The organism is Psychrobacter sp. Ps2, from assembly GCF_022129405.1.
GTDB lineage: Bacteria > Pseudomonadota > Gammaproteobacteria > Pseudomonadales > Moraxellaceae > Psychrobacter.
The window spans coordinates 13350-32368 of the sequence record NZ_JADQAM010000055.1; the positions used below are offsets into that span (position 1 = coordinate 13350).

The window sequence follows — 19019 nt, forward strand, 5'->3', positions numbered from 1 at the left end:
CCTTTTTTATATTAAACTATCTATGCTAGCTATTTCAATTTTGATTATTTCTTATTTTTAGTCACGCCAGCTTTTTGTAATAAGGCACCAAGTGTACCCATTTTACTTGGGGCTTCAGCTTTATCATTTTTTACTGGCTTACTACGATTGCTCGCGTTGTCTTTATCCTGACGCTTGCCACGTGGCTTAGACGGACGTTTGTCAGCAGCTGGACGGCTATTATTTGGACGGTCACTATTTGCGTTATTATTGCGTGGACGACTGGTTTTCTCACCATCTGTACTAGCTGTCGTAGACTTGGCAGCCGTACGTACAGGTTTTTCAGATTCAGGTTTCATGCTAAATCCGATACGACCACGTTTTTCATCGATAGAGATAACACGAACCGAAACGATATCGCCAGGTTTGACACGGTTCATGGGATCTGCGACAAAGTCATTGGCCATCTGAGATATATGGACCAAACCATCCTGATGTACACCGACATCAACGAAACAGCCAAAGGCCGTTACGTTTGTGACCACGCCTTCAAGCTGCATACCTTCGCTCAAATCTTTGATACTATTGACATCATCACGGAAATTGGCCGTTTTAAACTCAGGACGAGGATCGCGAGCAGGTTTAGCTAGCTCTTCGATAATCGCTTTTACGCTGACATTATCATCGTTAGCAGCCAATGTAGTCGTATCAATCGTATTTAACACGCCATCATTACCGATGACTTCTGACAATGGCTTGCCCGCTTGTGCGAGTAAACTATCGACCAATGCATAGCTCTCTGGATGCACACCAGTGGCATCTAATGGATTGCTACCATTATGAATACGCAAGAAACCAGCTGCCTGCTCAAATGTCTTAGCACCTAGACGTGGGACGTTTTTAAGCGCTTCACGGCTATCAAATGCACCGTGCTCTTTGCGATAAGTGACGATTTGCTGCGCCACATTGCGGTTAAGACCTGCGATGTGAGCTAAGATAGCTGGGCTGGCTGTATTCACATCCACACCCACAGCATTCACGCTATCTTGAGTTACTTTATCTAGACTGTCTGCAAGCTGGTTTTGATTGACGTCATGCTGATATTGACCAACGCCAATGGCTTTTGGATCAACTTTAACAAGCTCTGACAATGGATCCTGCAAGCGACGCGCGATAGAAACCGCTCCGCGTACAGAAACGTCTAGATTGGCCAGCTCATCACTAGCAAGTTCACTCGCTGAATAAACAGACGCGCCTGACTCATTAACGATAACGGCTTTGGCTTTTAGTGCATCATTTGTAGCCAAAATCTCTTTGATCATCGCATCTGTTTCGCGACTTGCCGTACCATTACCGATAGCGACCAAATCAACGTTATAAGTGCTCAACAGCGTATCGATGACTTTTTTGGCTTCATCCATCTTATTATCAGGTGCAAACGGATACACTGTCGCGATGACAGGTTTCTCTTCGCTGTCTGACATGACATGACCTTGCGCATCGACGATGGCCATTTTTACGCCATGACGGATACCAGGATCGACACCTAAGATTACTTTAGGGCCTGCAGGTGCAGACATTAATAAATGCTGTAAGTTGCTAGCGAACACATCAATCGCATCTGCCTCTGCGGCTAGGCGCTTTTCAGTTAACAAGCGGTGCTCGATATGCGGACGCCATTTGTCTTTCCACAAGCTACTGGCTGCCTCTGCCAAAAACTCATGGCGTGCTGCTGGCGCTTTGGCATCGACATCGAAATGACTGATGATTTTTTCGATAAATGGTGCGTCTTCGCCTTCAATTTTTAGACCCAAGACGTTTTCTTGACGACCGCGTAACATTGCTAATAGGCGATGATTTGGCAATCGAGCAAGGCTTTCGCTATGCTCAAAGTAGTCTTTGAATTTTTCGCCAACTTCGCGCTTTTCTTCGCTCGCAACGCTCGATACGATACTGGCAGTTTTGGCAAAACCACTGCGTAAATTGTCCAACAAACCCAATGCTTGTGTCCATTCATCAACGATAATCGCTTGTAAACCCGCGAGCTGTTTTTCAATATCGCTAAAATCAACCTCAATTTCATTACCACTGTCATCAGTGATACTTGACTGGACTTGATAATCAGCCAAGGCATCTGTCGGAGTGATTTCTTGGGTCAAAACCGCTTGGGCAGCAGTATCAAGACCAGCGGCACGAGCTTTAGCAGCAGGTGAACGACGACGCGGACGATATGGCAGATAGATGTCTTCAAGCTCAAGCTTAGACGTCGCATTATCAATACGCGTCTGTAGCTCATCAGTCAGATTGCCTTGAGTGCTTAACAGCTCAGTAATTTTGAGGCGACGTGTTGCCATGTCACGCTCATAATTAAGCGACTTCTCTAAAGCACGCAGCTGCGCATCATCAAGATTCTGAGTCTTTTCTTTGCGGTAACGCGCAATAAAAGGAACCGTCGCGCCTTCATCATAAAGTTTGACAAACGCATTGACTTGAGCAGTCTTAATGCCAAGCGCGCGAGCAAGCTTGTCGTGAATATTCGCGTGTGTGGTTGCATCTAAAACCTGTGCATTTGTCGAGGTTTGAGATGACGTTAAGGTATCAGTGCTACTCATATACGTATCAATCGTTGAGAAATGTAGCTTTGCATTATAGCAAAAGCTGCATGAATAAAAATCCTTTTTATCTTTTCGTTATTTATTGCACATTTTAGGACGCAAATCGTTCTATATCACACATCCTATGGACTTGTTAAACAAACGCATACAGCATTTATTATCATGGGTGATGCAATTCTCGGTGCAATCTTATACACTAAAGTATCAATAACACAAATATTGATATGTGCTGACATATTGAACAATAGTTTTTAATTTTATGAAGTGCTTATTCGTAACCAATAATTAAATAATGATAATTAGTGGCAGTGTTTTTGCTCATAGCTATTTACTTGTAGTTTCTGATAACAATAATTTTTATAAAAGGATGCCTGTATGACTGATAACAACAGCCCTGACACGTTGACTCAGCGTATTTTAGTCGTCGATGATGACGCTCGTCTGCGCTCTTTGTTGCAACGCTTCCTAGAAGACGACGGTTTTGTCGTTCGTACCGCTCATGACGGCAGTCAGATGGACAAATTGATGCAACGTGAGCTTTTCTCTTTAGTCGTGCTCGATTTGATGCTACCAGGCGAAGACGGTATCAGTATCTGTAAGCGTCTGCGTGAAGACAATGCAGATATTCCTATCATTATGCTTACTGCTAAGGGTGGCGATGCTGACCGTATCGCAGGTCTAGAAGCGGGTGCAGATGATTATCTACCTAAGCCTTTTAACCCAAAAGAGCTATTGGCTCGTATCAAAGCTGTACTGCGTCGTCAAAACCGTGAGCTACCAGGTGCACCAAGTCATCAGCTAGAAGTGGTTGAATTTGGACCATGGACGTTAGATCTATCGACTCGTACCCTCAAACGTGATGGTAACGTAGTGACGTTGACGACAGGTGAGTTTTCAGTACTAAAGGCATTGGTACAGCATCCACGTGAGCCATTGACCCGTGATAAATTGATGAACCTTGCTCGTGGTCGTGAATGGGGTGCGATGGAGCGTTCTATCGACGTCCAAGTATCACGTCTGCGTCGTCTGATTGAAGACAATCCTTCACAAGCGCGTTATATCCAGACCGTCTGGGGCGTTGGTTATGTGTTCGTTCCTGATGAAGCTGAGGTAGAAACCATCAAGAGTGAATAACTTTTGACTGATCTAATTTCTTTTAATATAGGCCGTGTTTGGTTACTCACAAACACGCGCCAATATGATGAGCCTATTTGTGAAAAACCCAATTATTTTTCAAAACATACCCTGCACGTTAGTGACAGGGTTTTTAGGTGCTGGCAAAACCACCGTAATTAATCAGTTACTGGCCTCGAAACCGAATGACGAACGCTGGGCTCTCTTAATCAATGAGTTTGGCCGTATCGGTATTGATGGCGCACTCCTAGCAAGCTCCCAAGATAACGATCTTGAGCAAAAGAATATCGCCATTCGTGAGGTCAGTGGTGGCTGTATTTGCTGCACCAGTCAGCTGCCCTTACAAATTGCAATCAGTCGCCTGCTCAGTGAACATCATCCACAGCGATTGTTAATCGAGCCCACAGGTTTGGCACATCCACGTGAGCTGATACTACAACTCAGTGCGCCGCATTGGCAAACTGCCTTACAGATGAATGCGGTAATAACCATACTGAATGGCGAGCAGTGGCAACAGATTAAGTATCGTGATCATGATGGTTTTCAAGCGCATGTCCGCGATGCCGATGTGCTGATAATCAATCGTTATACCCAATTAGATACTAGCGAAAAACAAGCCTTGGTAGAATGGATAGCCAAGCTAAATTCACAAGTAAAAATCATTTGGGCAGCATCAGGACTAACAGCATCTGAGACAACAGCTTCATCAGATAGTCTTGTAACAGATGCATATTCGTCTACGTTAAACGACCAACTGAATCAGCCTAGCTCTATCATTTCGAATCAACGAAAAGTCACTATCTCTAATCCTAAAAAATCGATGATTGGTTTACAGTCTCCAGCCAATTCTTTAGCAACTGTACCATCATCGAGTTCATCTACCGATGAGACTAAAGCTCAGGCTAGTGCTAATAGTGGTCTGCCCTATCGCTACCATGAAGAGCAGCAAGACTTTCAATTGGCAGGATGGCGACTACCTACACACTACATACTAAACGCTGACGATTTACAGAATTGGTTGTTAGCATTGCCAAACTGGCAACGTATCAAAGGCGTGGTACATACTTCTGATGGCTGGATGCAGATCAATTTTAACCCTGGTAGTCTAACTACCAGAACCATCGACCCACAGACTGATAGTCGATTGGAAATTATTTTGCAATTAGACAATACTGTCGATACAAATGCTGTCGACAAAGCTACAGAAAAATTAGAAACTGAGAATGGTGCCAAAGCATCATCGGCCTTGATAGATTGGGAAGAGTGCGATCGCGAACTGATGGCACTGGTTATATAGCAATAAGCATAAAAAGGGCAGGCATTGCTATTTTATCTAGCAATGTCCGCCCTTTCTTTTTTCAACGCAACTAGGGCGTGTCCTCATTTTAAAAATGGTGATAAAAATAAGATAAATCGCAGTCAAACAAGAAAAATAGCGCAGATAATATCGAGATATTAGTCAGCTATTTGACGCCGTTTGGCAAGATTTAGTCATTTTTAACCCATTTAGATGACTATCGATTGAATTGAGGACACGCCCTAACTATTTTTTAACGCAATTGACTGTCTTTACTACCACGACGATTAAATAGCTCAGCTGCTTTTGCTTCTTGTTCAAGCTCCGTCTGACAACTAACACAATGCTGAATACCGGGCACTGCCAGTCGCCTTGCCTCTGGAATAGGCTTACCACATTCGTCACACAGCTCAGCACTTACCCCTGTCGGCAACGAACGTCGCGCTCGCTCCAATGCATCATTGACCGTTGCATCCATTTGTTCGTGCTCAGCACCATCTCTTGACCAGCCACCTGCCATAATCTTATCCTATTTTTTATTCATTATAATTAGACAATACAAATGTCTTTAATAACAAATAGATGGGGCTAACTATGGTTAATTGCAACCTGCGATAGTGTATAAAACCATCCATAAAAAATGACGTAATCGATTTACAAACTTTGCTACTAATCTTTAGGTTGTAGCTCAATGACTTGACCACGTACGCCAATGCTCTCATCACTCATCAGACAAACGTAGCCTGCCATGATATCTTCAGGTGTTTTTAAGCTCATAGGGTTTTCACCTGGATACGCATGCGCACGCATATTCGTACGAGTACCACCTGGATTAATGCAGTTAAAACGCAAATTGGTAGTGTTCTGAGTCTCTTGAGTAAAGATATCACTCATACCTTCTACTGCTTGTTTTGAGAGTGCATAAGCACCCCAAAATGCGCGAGGATGTGTACCTACAGTGCTAGAGGTGAAAACAACAGAACCATGATCAGCATCTTTTAATAGCGGCAATAGCGCTTGAGTCAGCATAAAAGTCGCTGTGAAATTGACTTTCATCACCTGGGCGAAAGTATCGACATCATACATCTCAAGCGGCGTCAGTTGTCCTAATACACCAGCATTATGCAATATGCCATCTAACTGGCCGACTTCTTTATTAATTAGCCCTTCAAGCTGCTGCATTTCAGCGTAAGTCGCCCCTTCTAGGTTCATAGGCAACATAGCAGGCTGCTTACCACCAAGACTCTCAATCTCATCGTAGACGTATTCAAGCTTGCTGCTAGTGCGTCCTAACAATAAGACAGTGGCGCCATAACGAGCATAGGTCAATGCCGCAACACGGCCAATACCATCACCTGCTCCAGTCACTAAAATAGTCTTACCATCTAGGCAATTACTGGACGGTACAAAGCTACGAATATCATCATGAGTCAAAGGCTGAATAGGACTTTGAACCGTTTTTTTATTGTCTTGTGGATCGATTAGTTGATTATTATTGTTACTCATGACATTGCTCACTACTTATCATTAAATCGTTGAGGATATGTGCTTATGGTTGTAAAACTGGTGATATATAGCAGTCTATAAATACTCAAACTTACCAGACGATAGCAGTAATTTGTTTAACTGCTCAGGCGTATCTGTAATATAGTCGGCGCCCCATTTTTTCAAAGACTTTTGATCTTCAGGTGGAATATACCCATAAGCGGCCAAAATCGTTGGCATGCCAGCGGCATTGCCAGCTTCAATATCACGCACATGGTCACCGACATAGAGTACGCAGCCCGCCGCACCTCGAGGAATACCGAGTTTTTCTAGCGCCATATACATTGGCTCTGGGTCTGGTTTGGTGCGAGATACATCATCTGGACAAACCAAAACCGCACAGCGTTGATCCAGTTGCATCTCACTTAATAGCTTCTCGGCTAAATAACGCGGCTTGTTGGTAACGATACCCCACGGCACACCCTTTGCTTCAAGCTCAGTCAGTACCGCTTCAAGCGCCTGAAACACGCAGCTATCGACACAGATATCTGCTTCATAATCATCTAAGAACTGCTGACGAAACTCAAGCAACGCTTCCTCGCTGACTTCGAGTTGATTGTTATGTCTTAGCATCAATTGCACCATGGCCGAGGCACCCGCAGAGACTTGCTCTCGGATTTCCGCTTCAGGCGGTGCCTGCCAATCGTTTTCGAGACTCATTTTACCGATGATACGAACAAAATCAGCAGCAGTATCGATTAATGTCCCATCAAGGTCAAATAAAACAGCTTTTACAAATTGGGTCATAGTGAATGCTCTTGAGATTGATGACGTGTTTAGTGAAAGTATGGCAAATAAATGGCTGTGTGAAGCATTAAACCAATGGCTTTTGTACGGCTATCATATAATTAACATCGACGTTTTGGGCAAGCCAGTAGCGTTTGGTCAGCGGATTATAATGCAAACCGATAATATCCTGACGAACAAATCCAGTATTGAGTACCATTTTGTCTAATTCTGCTGGCGTAATAAATTTAGCATAGTCATGGGTGCCGCGATCAAGCAACCGCAGTACATACTCTGCACCAACGATGGCAAACAGATAAGACTTAGGATTGCGATTAATCGTTGATAACACACAGACACCACCAGGAGCCAATAACTCATAACAAGCCTGCACAATCGAGCTAGGATCTGGCACGTGCTCTAGCATCTCCATACAAGTCACCACATCAAACTGACCAGCATGTGTTTTTGCCAACTCTTCAACGGGTATATGTTGATAACGAAGCGTATTCTCTAACTGGCTTTGCTCTGCATGTAACGCAGCAGCTTTTAGGTTTTCTGTACCTAAATCAATTCCTGTCACATCAGCACCGCGGCGTGCCATAGATTCTGACAATATTCCGCCGCCGCACCCTACGTCGAGTACTTTTTTGCCAGCAAGTCCTTGCTCAGCGATTTTATTAGCAGCGTTTTGATAGCCACGTTTGACGTTTTCTTCTATCCAGTTTAGACGTAATGGATTGATCTCGTGTAGCGTTGCAAACGCCCCTGTGTTACTCCACCACTCACTCGCCAAGTTATTAAATTTTTCGACTTCGCTAGGATCCACGTTGATGGTGTTAGACTCTGTATTATTGAAAGCGCTATTGTTATTTTGATCACTCGAAGTTGATGAAGAATTTAAAGCTGAGCTCATGGTATATTCCTTGATTGTCACTATCGTTATTATCGTTTACAGTGCACGATTATGTGCTTAATATTAGCATGAGAGTAGCAGTTTTGTCGTAAGCACATCGTCAGCGATTGTGAATAGGCTTAAACTTTACCCTGTTTTGTGGGCAGTATTTTGATATAGAAAAGATACGTATCCTTGTGACAACATCGCATTCTGATACTTTTAAATCTCTTAAATCCTATATAGAAACAAATTAGACGTTTGAGAAACAGTAGGTTCAGAAAGTAACAAGCAATATACCTTAAATAATAGCTAACAGCTTTACAACTATCGGTTAAGAATGCGATTCACAAGTACATACATTTTACGTTATCATAGTCGATACTTTGCTATTGTTCGATTATACTCGACACTGTCTGGTTTAGACGCTTTAAAAGCTATATATTTTGAAGTGTCACATGTTTAACAACCATATAGACACTAACCTCTTAACCCATTCTAAGTCTCCACACCTCAAGGATAAAGTATGAAACGTGTCATCACACTGACTGGTCTAGCCATGGCCATTGGACTTGCCTCTATGGGCGCACAAGCTGCAGACTATGTCGCTGGAAAAGATTACCGTGTGCTAGACAACCCAGAAAAAATCAGCGGTGATGCTATCATTGTTCGTGAATTCTTTTGGTATGGTTGCCCACATTGTAATGTGCTTGATCCGCATATGGAAAAATGGGCAAAAACTAAAGACAAAGATGTCGTATTCTTCAAAACACCAGCGGCACTTAACCCTGTTTGGGAAGCCAATGCACGCGGTTTTTATGCGGCTCAGCTTTTAGGATTTGAAGACAAAACTCATTCTGCATTATTTGATGCTATCCATAAAGATGGTAAAAAACTGTTTGATCAATCATCATTGAGCAAATGGTACGCGTCAAAAGGCGTAAATGAAAAGAAATTTAACAGCCTATATAACTCATTCGCTGTTGGTACAAAAATTGGTCGCTCACAAGAAGGCGCTAAACGTTATCAGCTTTCTGGCGTGCCAGCCGTGGTCGTACAAGGCAAATACGTGGTAACGGGTGAAGACGCTAAAGTGCCTAAAGTTGTTGACTATCTAGTTGATAAAGCCCGCGCTGAAAAGAAATAATTCAAGCAATAAATACTTGAATAATAGACATAACGCACAGTACATCCGTACGTCATGCACAAAAAGCCAATCATAAATTGATTGGCTTTTTTGCATCTTAACCTTTTAGCTATACGTCTTTTAATTACTCATTTTTAACTACTAATCTTTCAACTAATAAAATTCTAAGTAATAGATTTCTAGCTTGGTTATAGATGCTATTTCTTCAGCTGCGATAAAATAGCCACTTCACGTATATAGCTTGCCAAATCTGCTTTAGATTCTGCTAGCAACTCATCATCTTGCATGTGTTTGGCATACTCTATCCACAATAGTAACTGATACATACTGTGGTGCTCAGAAGCTTTATATTGCTTCACAAACTGCTTGAGTGTACCTTCATCATTGATATTCAGGCGCTCGTACCAGCTCTCGATTTTTGAGACTTGTTCTTTAGGAAAAAAGGCATCAAATAGTGCCTTTATCAGCTCATGGCGATTTTCTTCAATCATCAGCTTACCAACACGTTTGGTCTGACGGTTGCGAGCATTGGCGCTGGTAATATCAGCCAAAGCCATTAGCTCTGCCATAAAATAATCACTGGCAGGTAAGGCTTTTAGCTGTTTTTTCGATAAGCTAGCAAGCGGTATAGATAATTGCTGCAAGCGCTCATGGGCTTTTTTGAGTTCTGTACGCGAGACGCGCATGTCCTGTTCTTTCCAGTCGATCATAAAAGCTTTCCAAAATAATAATTAATAAATTAAATAGTGTCTGATATCATTACCAACGACTTTTTTCGCGGTGTTTTGCCAATACCTTCACGCCTTTAGGCATGGCGTCAGCAAGGCGGCGTTGTAGATGATCAGTGATAAAAACAGAGCGATGTTTGCCGCCCGTACAGCCTATGGCAACCGTGACCGTATGACGATTATTGTGCAAAAATTCTGGTAGCCAACGGGTCAAAAACTTGTCAATATCACCCATCATTTCTGCTACTTCTGGATAATCTGAGAAGAATGCCCCTACTTCGGTATCCAATCCTGTCGAGTCACGTAACTCAGGGTTCCAATGCGGATTCGGTAAAATTCTAACATCGAATACAAAGTCAGCATCGATAGGGCTACCGTATTTAAAACCAAAAGACAGTAGATTGATGACAATCTGATTGTCCATGCCTATGTGTTCACGCAGGCTGTCTTTGAGCTGATGAATATTTAGGCTACTAGTATCAATCCTAATATCAGCATGACCAGCAATTGGCTCTAATAGCTCAACTTCTTTTTTGATAGCAGCGGGTAAATTAAAGGCAATATGCTTAGCGTTATCACTATCAATATCTTGAGACATTAGCGGATGTACACGGCGCGTCGCATTGAAACGGGCTATCAGCGTACTCTCTTGTGCAGTCACATATAAAATTTGTACCGCATGAGACCCATAAGTCTCCTTGAGAGAAGCATATGTCACTGCAAAGTTAGATAAATCCGCACGTGGCGTTCGAATATCGACACCAAGCGCAATACGATGAATGCCACTTTCATTAACCAGTTTATGAGCAGCATTAGGTAATAAAGACAGCGGCAGATTATCAATAGAGTAATAGCCTAGATCTTCTAAGATATTCAATACCGAGGTTTTACCAGATCCTGAACGCCCTGAGACCACCAATATACTGAGCTTATTCGTAGACGTCTGATCCGCTATCGTTGCTGCCGCATTACTATTTTGATCCTGACTTACACCCATGATCTACTCATCCAAGTCTATTGTATCTAGTCTACTGCTATATCATAAAAGCTAATTTACCACTACCAACTGATTGTCTAACAAACGCGCTTTTCCTAGCCATGCTGCGACTAAAATAACGACATTTTTGTTTTCTATATTAAAGGCTTTAGAGTCACTTACGACAGAACCTAACTCCTCAGTCTTTATTTCCAGATAATCAATAATAAAACCTGCGTCACTAATACGTGTCCGCGTATCTACTAATAGCTTATCAAACGCTTGCTGACTAAGAGCCGTACTTTTCAAAATCTGCGCTAATTCTTGCAATGCTTGATGTAATACAGGGGCAGCTTGACGCTCATCTGCACTTAAGTATTGATTGCGCGATGATAGCGCTAAGCCATCATCAGCACGAACAATAGGTGCGCCAATGATATTAATAGGATAACTCAAGTCACGTACCAACTGTTTAATGATAGCAAGCTGCTGATAGTCTTTTTGTCCAAATACTGCCACATCTGGTTGTACGATATTGAATAGTTTAGCGACAACAATACCAACACCATCAAAGTGTCCAGGACGTGATTGACCACATAACTGATTGGCAACAGCACCAGCTAATACAACAGTAGGTGGTGGTAATACTGGATACATTGCATCAATACTAGGTGCAAACACATAATCTGCATTCACTGTCGCAAGCTTAGCCACATCTGCATCTAGCGTACGCGGATAGCTGTCAAAATCTTCCCCAACGCCAAACTGAGTGGGGTTAACGAAGATACTGACCACAACTACATCTGCATGCTGTTTGGCGATTTTTACCAGCTCAAGATGACCGTCATGCAGATTACCCATCGTTGGTACTAACGCAATGCGCTGCTGACGGTTTCGTTTGTCACTTTTCTGACCACGATAAGGCTGAAGCGCTTCACGTAGTGACGAGATATCATGATGAATAATTGGAGACATGATTACTTTTCTTCTATTCAAACGTTCTGTTATTCAATAGCTTCAATAAATTTAACAACTTCAAAATCAGCTAAATTGGTGCTGCTCAGTCGGGAAACTACCTTCGCGTACTGACGCCTGATAGAGCGCAAAAGCACCTTCGATACTGTGTGCGCTATTGCGCTCATCGGTTAAAAAATCATGGATAAAACGTGGGACTCGGCCATGCGCCATACCTAGCATGTCATGCATAACCAATACCTGACCATCAGTATCGGCTCCAGCACCAATGCCGATAACTGGCACGGCAACAGCTTCAGTAACGGCTTTTGCAAGCGCAGCTGGAACACATTCTAATACTAGCAGTGCAGCGCCAGCGTCAACGACTGCCTTAGCATCGGCAAGTAGTTTATCAGCTGCTTCATCGCCGCGACCTTGAATTTTATAACCACCAAACACGTTGACTGATTGCGGAGTCAAACCAAGATGCACACAAGTTGGTGTACCTGCTTGCGCTAAGGTCGTTACCAATTCACAAAGCTCGCTACCGCCTTCGATTTTTATCACATGCGCCCCTGCTTGCATCAGCGTGCGGCTATTAGCGACGGCTTCCGGCAATGTCACATAACTCATAAACGGTAGATCAGCCAATATCAACGCATGCTTGTTACTACGGGCAATATTGGCAGTGTGATAAGCCATATCATTGACTGTCACAGGTAATGTTGAGTCATGGCCTTGTACAACCATGCCCAAGCTATCCCCAATTAGAATCGTATCAATTTCGGCTTTTTCCATCATTCGTGCAAACATCGAGTCATAACAGGTCAAGCAAGTGAACTTGGTACCGTCTTTTTTAAACTTATTTAGAGTAGATAATGTCGTCATATGACCCTCAATTAATCTGCAATGCCTTTAATTATCAATATTGCTACTATCAGAGCTAGACTTGAAATACGTTAGATGAATCTTTCAAACATTTAACATCTATCACTCAGCATCATTTACTTATAATCAATCGCTTGATAATAATGTTAAACCTGTCCAATCGCGACTTTGTGAATAGTCACTTATCAACTTACCGGCGATGGTTAAATTTGGCGCCAATTCTCGCAGTGGTATTAAGACAAAATTGCGCTCACTTAAGCCAGCGTGCGGTATTGTCAGTGTTGGATCAGTAATCTGTATCTCACCGTATAGCAAAATATCAACATCTAGACTACGTTCACCCCAACGGCGTAAACGTGCCCGCTTGGCCATGCTCTCTAACTGCTGACAAAAAGCAAGCAGCTCATAAGGGGTAAGTGTCGTTTCAAAACCAGCTACTGCATTAACAAAATCTGGCTGATCTTGCGGACCCATCGGTGCTGAAGCATAAAAAGAAGAGACACTTACTTCACGTACCTGCTCATGTGCTCGCATTACTGCAAGTGCCTGCTGCAAATGATCGGCAGGCGAACCTAGCTCATTAGCGAGGTTGCTACCCAGACCCACATAACAGGTAACCCAGTTACTATTATCTGTACTGTTATTCATATTATGCGCTTTCAGTACTAGGCTGACGGCGGCGGCGCTTCGATGGTACAGGGCCTTTGTTATCAGTTACTTTTATAGCAGGTATCTGATCGCTCGTATCTTGCTTCGCTTTAGCAGCCTTTGTAGGACTTGCTTTCACCGATTTCTTGGCTCTCGCAGGTGCAGCGGTTTTTGTAGCGTCTTTGCTATCTACTGCCCTGCTACCTACTTCCTTTACACTTTTAGTATCGCTTTTATCAGTCGATTCAACTGCAGGTTTAGGCGCTTTTTTCGCATACTTCGCTGCTGGCTGTGCTTTGCCATTACTGCCCTTCGAATTATTACTGCCTTGTACTTCGATATTGCTCGCACTATCTACAGTAGGTTGACGACGGCGACGTTTATGCGGGATCGGCTCGTTATTCATACTGACTAACGCAGGTGATCTTGCGATCGAGCGAGCTGGTCTAGCCTGACTAGCTGATGCCTGAGCTTCTGGCTGGCTGGTATTAGACAGCTGAGTGCTACTATTTACGCGCTCGGCTTTAACCGCTTGCTGTGGTGCATCTTGATTAGTTGATGCTTGCTTTCGTACAGCTGCTTTGCTGCGCTTCGACGTATTATCAGCTGACAGTTGCTTCTGTAAAGGTGGCACGACATTCTCGTGCTCGATAACAAATAACGGCTTAGGCTTTACCTGTTGATTTGCCGATTGCTTGTTACTAGCAAGAGACAACTGCTGTAGCTGAGCAAGCTCGTTATTGTCTTGCTCTACTTGCTGCACGTTGGGTCTACCACCGTCAGTGCGACCAGCTTTAGATTGGCTGGCAGCGCGGCGGCGGCGGGCTGGAATATTTGACGAATCATTTACCATTGATTGCTCATTTCTACCTTTTTCAGCACGGTCATCGGCTTTATTTTGCTTTGTACTGTTCTGATTAGGTGTTGCATTATCAGTAGTCTGTGTTTTTGATTCTTGACGATTACGTCCGCGACCACGTTGCCCTTTTTTATAAGCACCTCGGCGAATATTTTCGTCAAACTCATCAATCGCTTGCTGCTGCTCTTGTTCAGACAAGGTTTGATACGTCTGCCACCAGTCACCCATATCGTTGGTTGACTCTGATAGCGGATGCTCTGCATCGCCGCACTGCTCACGTAATAATAAAAAGTCAAAGCCCGCACGGAAACGCGGATGCTCTGATAGCTGAACGATCTGTTTGCTACGTGGGGCTGCAAGTTTTGGCTGCAATATCCAGATATCACGGATAAATTGCTCAGCAAATTTCGGAATAGCGGTTTTGATACGCTGACGGTCGATGACTTTGCCAGCCGCATGCATTTGCGCTTCGGCAAACGGCATATTACGTTTCTTAGCTTTTGCTAATTGATGTAGGTAATTTTCCCACAGTAACGCTGCATAGAAAAATGCTGGATTGATACTCTTGCCTGATGCGATACGTTTATCAGTATTGATGGCCACTTGATTCACTAACGCGCTTGGCTCAGCCGGTGGATAGATGATTAGACTATCAATCGCACCTGACTCAAACAATAGTGGCAATAATGGCACAAGGTAGCCGCCAGTAAACATCTTTTGCGTTTCGTCATAGAGGCGATGCGGGGATATTTGCTCAAGCAAGGCCCAATTACCATCATGGAACTGCTCAGACAATGCCTCATCAAACTCAAAACCTAGCTTAGCTTTGAAGCGTAGCGCACGTAACAAACGTACTGGATCTTCTTCAATACGTACTGGCGCATTGCCCAATAGACGAATGATTCTGTTATCAATATCATCAAGTGCATCACAAAAATCATGAACAATGCCTTTGAGCGGTTGATAATAAAGAGCATTGATAGAAAAGTCGCGACGGGAGAAATCTTGTTTGATGTCACCCCAAACATTGTCGCGCAAAATCATACCATCTTGATTGGTATTGGCATCATTGGTTGGTGGACCACGAAAAGTAGCCACTTCTATCAATTCACGGCCAGAATAGACATGTGCCAGCTGGAAGCGGCGACCGATAATGCGGCAGCGCTTGCCAAAGACGTCTTTAATCTCATGTGGCTTGGCATTAGTGACGGCATCGAAATCCTTTGGACGTAGGCCCAATAAGGTATCACGCACGCCGCCGCCGACGATATAGGCATCAAACCCAGCTCGGGTCAATGTGGCAATCACTTCAGTAATGGAATTGGGTAATTCAGATTTGTTCAGTTCTAACTGCTTGGCGGCACGCTCGGCCATGCATCTACTCCTCGCCGGTATTCTTTGACCACCCCTGAATAACACAGCGTTTATCAGGCGGATGTACCTGCTAGTTTAACAAATTTTGTGCGTGGTGGGTGTGTTATGACATTTACTTACATGCTATTTTGTCAATATTGGGGTTGATTCATCCAAAATACCGTCATTAATCTTGCACACTCAACCGTCTTCGATTTTTCTCAACCGTTTTTTCACCGATACCTTTAACTTTTGATAACTCATCAATCGTGGTAAAACCACCAAACATCTCACGATATAGGATAATTGCCTGCGCTTTGCTGCTACCGATACCATCTAACGAAACCAGCTCGCCTTCGTTTGCTCGATTGATATTCACAATATATTGCTCACGTGCTTGAGTTTTGGCATTTTCTAGTGACAACAGGTACTCATAAGCGCTTTGAGGATTATCAAAACAGGGCGCAGCATTAGTATTATCAAGCATCAGAATAGCCAAAACACAACCTAAAATAGCAGTTTTGGCTAGGCTAGCAAACGAGTCTTTAGGATGAGCGTTCATGTTGTTTCGCCGCTTCCCATAATGCATCCATCTCTGTTATATCGCTGTCTTCTAACTGCTTGCTAGCGAGCTCCAGCTGCTCCTCAATATAACCAAAACGTGACTTAAACTTATGGACACAGGTTAAGGTTGCTGTCTCTGCATCCAAATTTAATTTGCGTGCGACATTGACCAGCGCAAACATACAATCACCCAGTTCCTTTTCAATATCAATAATATTGGCTTTGCTTATGTCATATCCAACAGCAGTTGTAGAACTATCTGTCAGCTCATGCTTTAGCTCAGCAATCTCTTCATCCAGTTTATCAAAAGCACCGCTAACACCTTCCCAATCAAAACCCAGTTTAGACGCTTGCTTTTGTACGTCTTGCGCTTGCATCAATGCACTACCCGCTTTGGTATTATCCAAACGGCGCTTTGGTTTACCACGTGCCTCGCGTGATTGCTGCTCCTCCGCTTTAATCTCATCCCAGCGTACTTTTACCGCTGCATCGTCTGTTAGAGTTTCGGCTTCAAACACATGAGGATGACGACGAATCAGCTTCTCTTGTAGAGTAGTAATGACGTCACTCATATCAAAGCGCCCTTGCTCAGCATACATCTGACAATGAAACACAACTTGCAGTAGCACATCGCCTAGCTCGCCTTTGATATCTTCATCATCATCGGTTTGTACCGCTTCGCCTAGCTCATAAGCTTCTTCGATGGCATAAGGAATCAGGCTATGATTGCTTTGCTTTTTATCCCATGGACAATCAACTCGCAGCCGTGCCATCAATGCTAAAAGATCATCAAGCTGGCCTGTGGCTTCTGGTGTTCCTTGTACTGGTACAGGCACTGTGATTTTATTGTCGAGAGTATTCATAAGGGAGGCTCTTATTTTTGCTTAATGTAATAATTGTGATTGATTCAATATACAAAGGGGATAAAGCTATCAAGTGCATCTGTATACATGCCATTTCACGCAAGGTTAACGTTTTCACTCTTTTGTAATAAGTTGACGATAGTGTAGCATTTAACGCTTATTAGCTTATAATTGTGCCATCTACTCTATTATTTTACCATTGCTCACGCGCAAGGAATTTTTACCATTATGTCTACTTCTGCGACCATTAGCTATCAGCCAAAAACTGAATTCAATCCTATTACGATCAGCTCATTCAAAGCTTACGATATACGCGGCGAGCTTGGCATTAATCTGGATGAAGAGATTGCTTACCGTATTGGACGTGCTTTTGCGCAGATTCTATATCAGCGCAATAGTACAGTAAGTGAGACTCGTGACAGTGATATGACAAATCTAAAACCTGCCATTGTCATCGGAAGCGACATTCGTCATTCTAGTGAACAGCTTAAACAAGCCACCATAGCAGGTATTATTGATGCTGGGGTTGATGTGATTGATTTAGGTATGACTGGTACTGAGGAAGTGTATTTTGCCACCAGTCATTATCAGGTACTGGGCGGTATCGAAGTCACTGCCAGTCACAATCCTATTAATTATAATGGCTTAAAATTGGTCAAGGAACATTCAAAACCAATCAGTGCCGATGACGGTCTTGCAGAGATTCAGGCGTTAGCAGAATCCGGGCAATTCAGGACTGACATCCAATCAGGAACATTGCAATTATTGATGGATAAAAGTGCTTATATCGACCATGTCATGACCTTTATCGACACTGATAAGTTAAAGCCGCTCAAGCTGGTCATTAATTCAGGCAATGGTAGTGCTGGGCCAGTGGTGGACTTATTGATTGAGAAGTTAGCACAAGCTAATGCGCCTGTTGAAGTGATTAAATTACATCATGTTCCTGATGGCAGCTTCCCTAATGGCATTCCCAATCCTATGATTGAAGCCAATAGAGTGGCTACCCAGCAAGCTATTTTAGAACATAATGCCGATCTTGGCATTGCCTTTGATGGGGATTTCGACCGTTGCTTTTTATTCGATGAAAGCGGTGAATTCATTGATGGCAGCTACATCGTCGGTATGCTTGCACAAGCATTTTTGAATAAATACCCAAACGAGTCAATCGTTTACGATCCACGAGTGATATACAATACTGAAGCAGTAATTAAAGACCATAATGGCAAAACCGTCATCAGTAAGTCTGGACACTCATTCATTAAGCAAGTCATGCGTGACTCTGGTGCTATATACGGTGGTGAGATGTCTGCCCATCACTACTTCCGTGATTTTTTCTATTGCGATAGCGGCATGATTCCTTGGTTGTTGACCATTGAGCTACTCTCTATCACTGGTAAAACCTTATCAGAATTGGTCACAGGCTATATTGCCGCCTATCCTAGTTCAGGCGAATTAAACTTTCACCTCACCACTCACGATGCACCCACTATAATCAGTGCCATTGAAGAAAAATTTAGCGCGAAAAATCCAGTCAAATCAACGCTTGATGGCCTCAGTCTGAACTTTGGAGAGTGGCGCTTTAATTTGCGGGCATCTAACACAGAGCCGTTGATCAGATTAAACATTGAAAGTCGCGGTGATAGAGAGTTATTAGATACTAAGATACAAGAAATAAATGAATGGTTAGCGGCACAAGGTGCGAGGCCAGCTTAACCTTAACTCTTCATAACAGTACTTCTGAATACTATGTAGCTATTACAACTAATAGTATTCAGAGTGTCTCCTAAATTGATCTTACTCACTATGAAAGTATACTAATACCCAATGTGTGGAATGATTACTTAG

General features: G+C 43.1%; 17 protein-coding genes. 4 read left to right on the plus strand and 13 right to left on the minus strand.

The window, feature by feature from the left end:
* Window positions 1-44: 44 nt before the first annotated feature.
* Window positions 45-2591, minus strand: coding sequence for a Tex family protein (locus tag I3254_RS08375; RefSeq protein WP_238052500.1), 2547 nt, complete (start codon window positions 2589-2591; stop codon window positions 45-47).
* A gap of 378 nt (window positions 2592-2969) precedes the next feature.
* On the opposite strand from I3254_RS08375, the gene ompR reads away from it, so the two are divergent.
* Window positions 2970-3728 (plus strand): two-component system response regulator OmpR, encoded by a 759-nt coding sequence (ompR, locus tag I3254_RS08380; protein ID WP_102093351.1) that lies wholly within the window; start codon window positions 2970-2972, stop codon window positions 3726-3728.
* Between the two features lie 67 nt (window positions 3729-3795).
* Entirely contained in the window at window positions 3796-5025 is a 1230-nt protein-coding gene (locus I3254_RS08385) for a GTP-binding protein (RefSeq protein ID WP_269117528.1), read from the plus strand.
* Between the two features lie 253 nt (window positions 5026-5278).
* On the opposite strand, the gene I3254_RS08390 is transcribed toward I3254_RS08385, so the two are convergent.
* The 4 genes from I3254_RS08390 to ubiG form a co-directional block, all read right to left on the minus strand.
* Entirely contained in the window at window positions 5279-5545 is a 267-nt protein-coding gene (locus I3254_RS08390; RefSeq protein WP_101204603.1) for a DksA/TraR family C4-type zinc finger protein, read from the minus strand.
* A 149-nt stretch (window positions 5546-5694) separates the two neighbouring features.
* The gene (locus I3254_RS08395; RefSeq protein WP_238052503.1) at window positions 5695-6531 is read right to left on the minus strand and encodes a YciK family oxidoreductase; all 837 of its coding nucleotides are present in this window, start codon (window positions 6529-6531) and stop codon (window positions 5695-5697) included.
* Between the two features lie 75 nt (window positions 6532-6606).
* Window positions 6607-7317: an HAD-IA family hydrolase gene (locus tag I3254_RS08400; RefSeq protein ID WP_102093348.1), complete on the minus strand. Its 711-nt coding sequence runs from the start codon at window positions 7315-7317 to the stop codon at window positions 6607-6609.
* Window positions 7318-7384: 67 nt separating this feature from the next.
* The gene (ubiG, locus tag I3254_RS08405) at window positions 7385-8212 is read right to left on the minus strand and encodes a bifunctional 2-polyprenyl-6-hydroxyphenol methylase/3-demethylubiquinol 3-O-methyltransferase UbiG (RefSeq protein WP_238052504.1); all 828 of its coding nucleotides are present in this window, start codon (window positions 8210-8212) and stop codon (window positions 7385-7387) included.
* A gap of 505 nt (window positions 8213-8717) precedes the next feature.
* Here ubiG and I3254_RS08410 point away from each other — a divergent pair.
* On the plus strand, window positions 8718-9338 hold the full coding sequence (locus tag I3254_RS08410; protein ID WP_201579302.1) for a thiol:disulfide interchange protein DsbA/DsbL: 621 nt from the start codon (window positions 8718-8720) through the stop codon (window positions 9336-9338).
* A 197-nt stretch (window positions 9339-9535) separates the two neighbouring features.
* Here the strand turns inward: I3254_RS08410 and yjgA are convergent, their stop codons facing one another.
* The 8 genes from yjgA to mazG all read right to left on the minus strand — a co-directional run bounded on the left by yjgA (window position 9536) and on the right by mazG (window position 17171).
* A complete protein-coding gene (gene yjgA, locus I3254_RS08415) occupies window positions 9536-10048 on the minus strand; it encodes a ribosome biogenesis factor YjgA (RefSeq protein WP_057757930.1) in 513 nt (170 codons plus the stop codon).
* A 49-nt stretch (window positions 10049-10097) separates the two neighbouring features.
* Window positions 10098-11063, minus strand: a complete 966-nt coding sequence (rapZ, locus tag I3254_RS08420; protein WP_238052505.1) for an RNase adapter RapZ — start codon at window positions 11061-11063, stop codon at window positions 10098-10100.
* Between the two features lie 51 nt (window positions 11064-11114).
* A complete protein-coding gene (gene panC / locus I3254_RS08425; RefSeq protein ID WP_238052506.1) occupies window positions 11115-12017 on the minus strand; it encodes a pantoate--beta-alanine ligase in 903 nt (300 codons plus the stop codon).
* A 66-nt stretch (window positions 12018-12083) separates the two neighbouring features.
* Window positions 12084-12884: a 3-methyl-2-oxobutanoate hydroxymethyltransferase gene (gene panB, locus I3254_RS08430; protein WP_238052507.1), complete on the minus strand. Its 801-nt coding sequence runs from the start codon at window positions 12882-12884 to the stop codon at window positions 12084-12086.
* Window positions 12885-13010: 126 nt separating this feature from the next.
* The gene (gene folK / locus I3254_RS08435; RefSeq protein ID WP_238052508.1) at window positions 13011-13532 is read right to left on the minus strand and encodes a 2-amino-4-hydroxy-6-hydroxymethyldihydropteridine diphosphokinase; all 522 of its coding nucleotides are present in this window, start codon (window positions 13530-13532) and stop codon (window positions 13011-13013) included.
* 1 nt (window position 13533) lies between these two features.
* Window positions 13534-15765, minus strand: coding sequence for a polynucleotide adenylyltransferase PcnB (gene pcnB, locus I3254_RS08440; RefSeq protein ID WP_238052509.1), 2232 nt, complete (start codon window positions 15763-15765; stop codon window positions 13534-13536).
* 166 nt (window positions 15766-15931) lie between these two features.
* Window positions 15932-16306 carry a ComEA family DNA-binding protein gene (locus I3254_RS08445; RefSeq protein ID WP_238052510.1) on the minus strand — a complete coding sequence of 125 codons (375 nt, stop codon included), beginning with the start codon at window positions 16304-16306 and terminating at the stop codon, window positions 15932-15934.
* Window positions 16290-17171: a nucleoside triphosphate pyrophosphohydrolase gene (gene mazG / locus I3254_RS08450; RefSeq protein WP_102078659.1), complete on the minus strand. Its 882-nt coding sequence runs from the start codon at window positions 17169-17171 to the stop codon at window positions 16290-16292. The genes I3254_RS08445 and mazG overlap by 17 nt, the downstream gene beginning before the upstream one ends.
* Before the next feature lie 228 nt (window positions 17172-17399).
* Between mazG and I3254_RS08455 the strand changes: the two genes are divergently transcribed.
* Window positions 17400-18887 (plus strand): phosphomannomutase CpsG, encoded by a 1488-nt coding sequence (locus I3254_RS08455; protein ID WP_238052512.1) that lies wholly within the window; start codon window positions 17400-17402, stop codon window positions 18885-18887.
* The last annotated feature ends 132 nt before the right edge of the window (window positions 18888-19019 follow it).

Bases quoted from the DNA above. Each gene is read 5' to 3' on its own strand.
- I3254_RS08410 (WP_201579302.1), top strand. From the start codon at position 8,718: ATGAAACGTGTCATCACACTGACTGGTCTAGCCATGGCCATTGGACTT.
- panC (WP_238052506.1), bottom strand. From the start codon at position 12,017: ATGTCTCCAATTATTCATCATGATATCTCGTCACTACGTGAAGCGCTT.
- I3254_RS08455 (WP_238052512.1), top strand. From the start codon at position 17,400: ATGTCTACTTCTGCGACCATTAGCTATCAGCCAAAAACTGAATTCAAT.
- panB (WP_238052507.1), bottom strand. From the start codon at position 12,884: ATGACGACATTATCTACTCTAAATAAGTTTAAAAAAGACGGTACCAAG.
- I3254_RS08400 (WP_102093348.1), bottom strand. From the start codon at position 7,317: ATGACCCAATTTGTAAAAGCTGTTTTATTTGACCTTGATGGGACATTA.
- I3254_RS08395 (WP_238052503.1), bottom strand. From the start codon at position 6,531: ATGAGTAACAATAATAATCAACTAATCGATCCACAAGACAATAAAAAA.
- I3254_RS08390 (WP_101204603.1), bottom strand. From the start codon at position 5,545: ATGGCAGGTGGCTGGTCAAGAGATGGTGCTGAGCACGAACAAATGGAT.
- folK (WP_238052508.1), bottom strand. From the start codon at position 13,532: ATGAATAACAGTACAGATAATAGTAACTGGGTTACCTGTTATGTGGGT.
- ompR (WP_102093351.1), top strand. From the start codon at position 2,970: ATGACTGATAACAACAGCCCTGACACGTTGACTCAGCGTATTTTAGTC.
- ubiG (WP_238052504.1), bottom strand. From the start codon at position 8,212: ATGAGCTCAGCTTTAAATTCTTCATCAACTTCGAGTGATCAAAATAAC.
- rapZ (WP_238052505.1), bottom strand. From the start codon at position 11,063: ATGGGTGTAAGTCAGGATCAAAATAGTAATGCGGCAGCAACGATAGCG.
- pcnB (WP_238052509.1), bottom strand. From the start codon at position 15,765: ATGGCCGAGCGTGCCGCCAAGCAGTTAGAACTGAACAAATCTGAATTA.
- I3254_RS08375 (WP_238052500.1), bottom strand. From the start codon at position 2,591: ATGAGTAGCACTGATACCTTAACGTCATCTCAAACCTCGACAAATGCA.
- I3254_RS08385 (WP_269117528.1), top strand. From the start codon at position 3,796: ATGAGCCTATTTGTGAAAAACCCAATTATTTTTCAAAACATACCCTGC.
- I3254_RS08445 (WP_238052510.1), bottom strand. From the start codon at position 16,306: ATGAACGCTCATCCTAAAGACTCGTTTGCTAGCCTAGCCAAAACTGCT.
- yjgA (WP_057757930.1), bottom strand. From the start codon at position 10,048: ATGATCGACTGGAAAGAACAGGACATGCGCGTCTCGCGTACAGAACTC.
- mazG (WP_102078659.1), bottom strand. From the start codon at position 17,171: ATGAATACTCTCGACAATAAAATCACAGTGCCTGTACCAGTACAAGGA.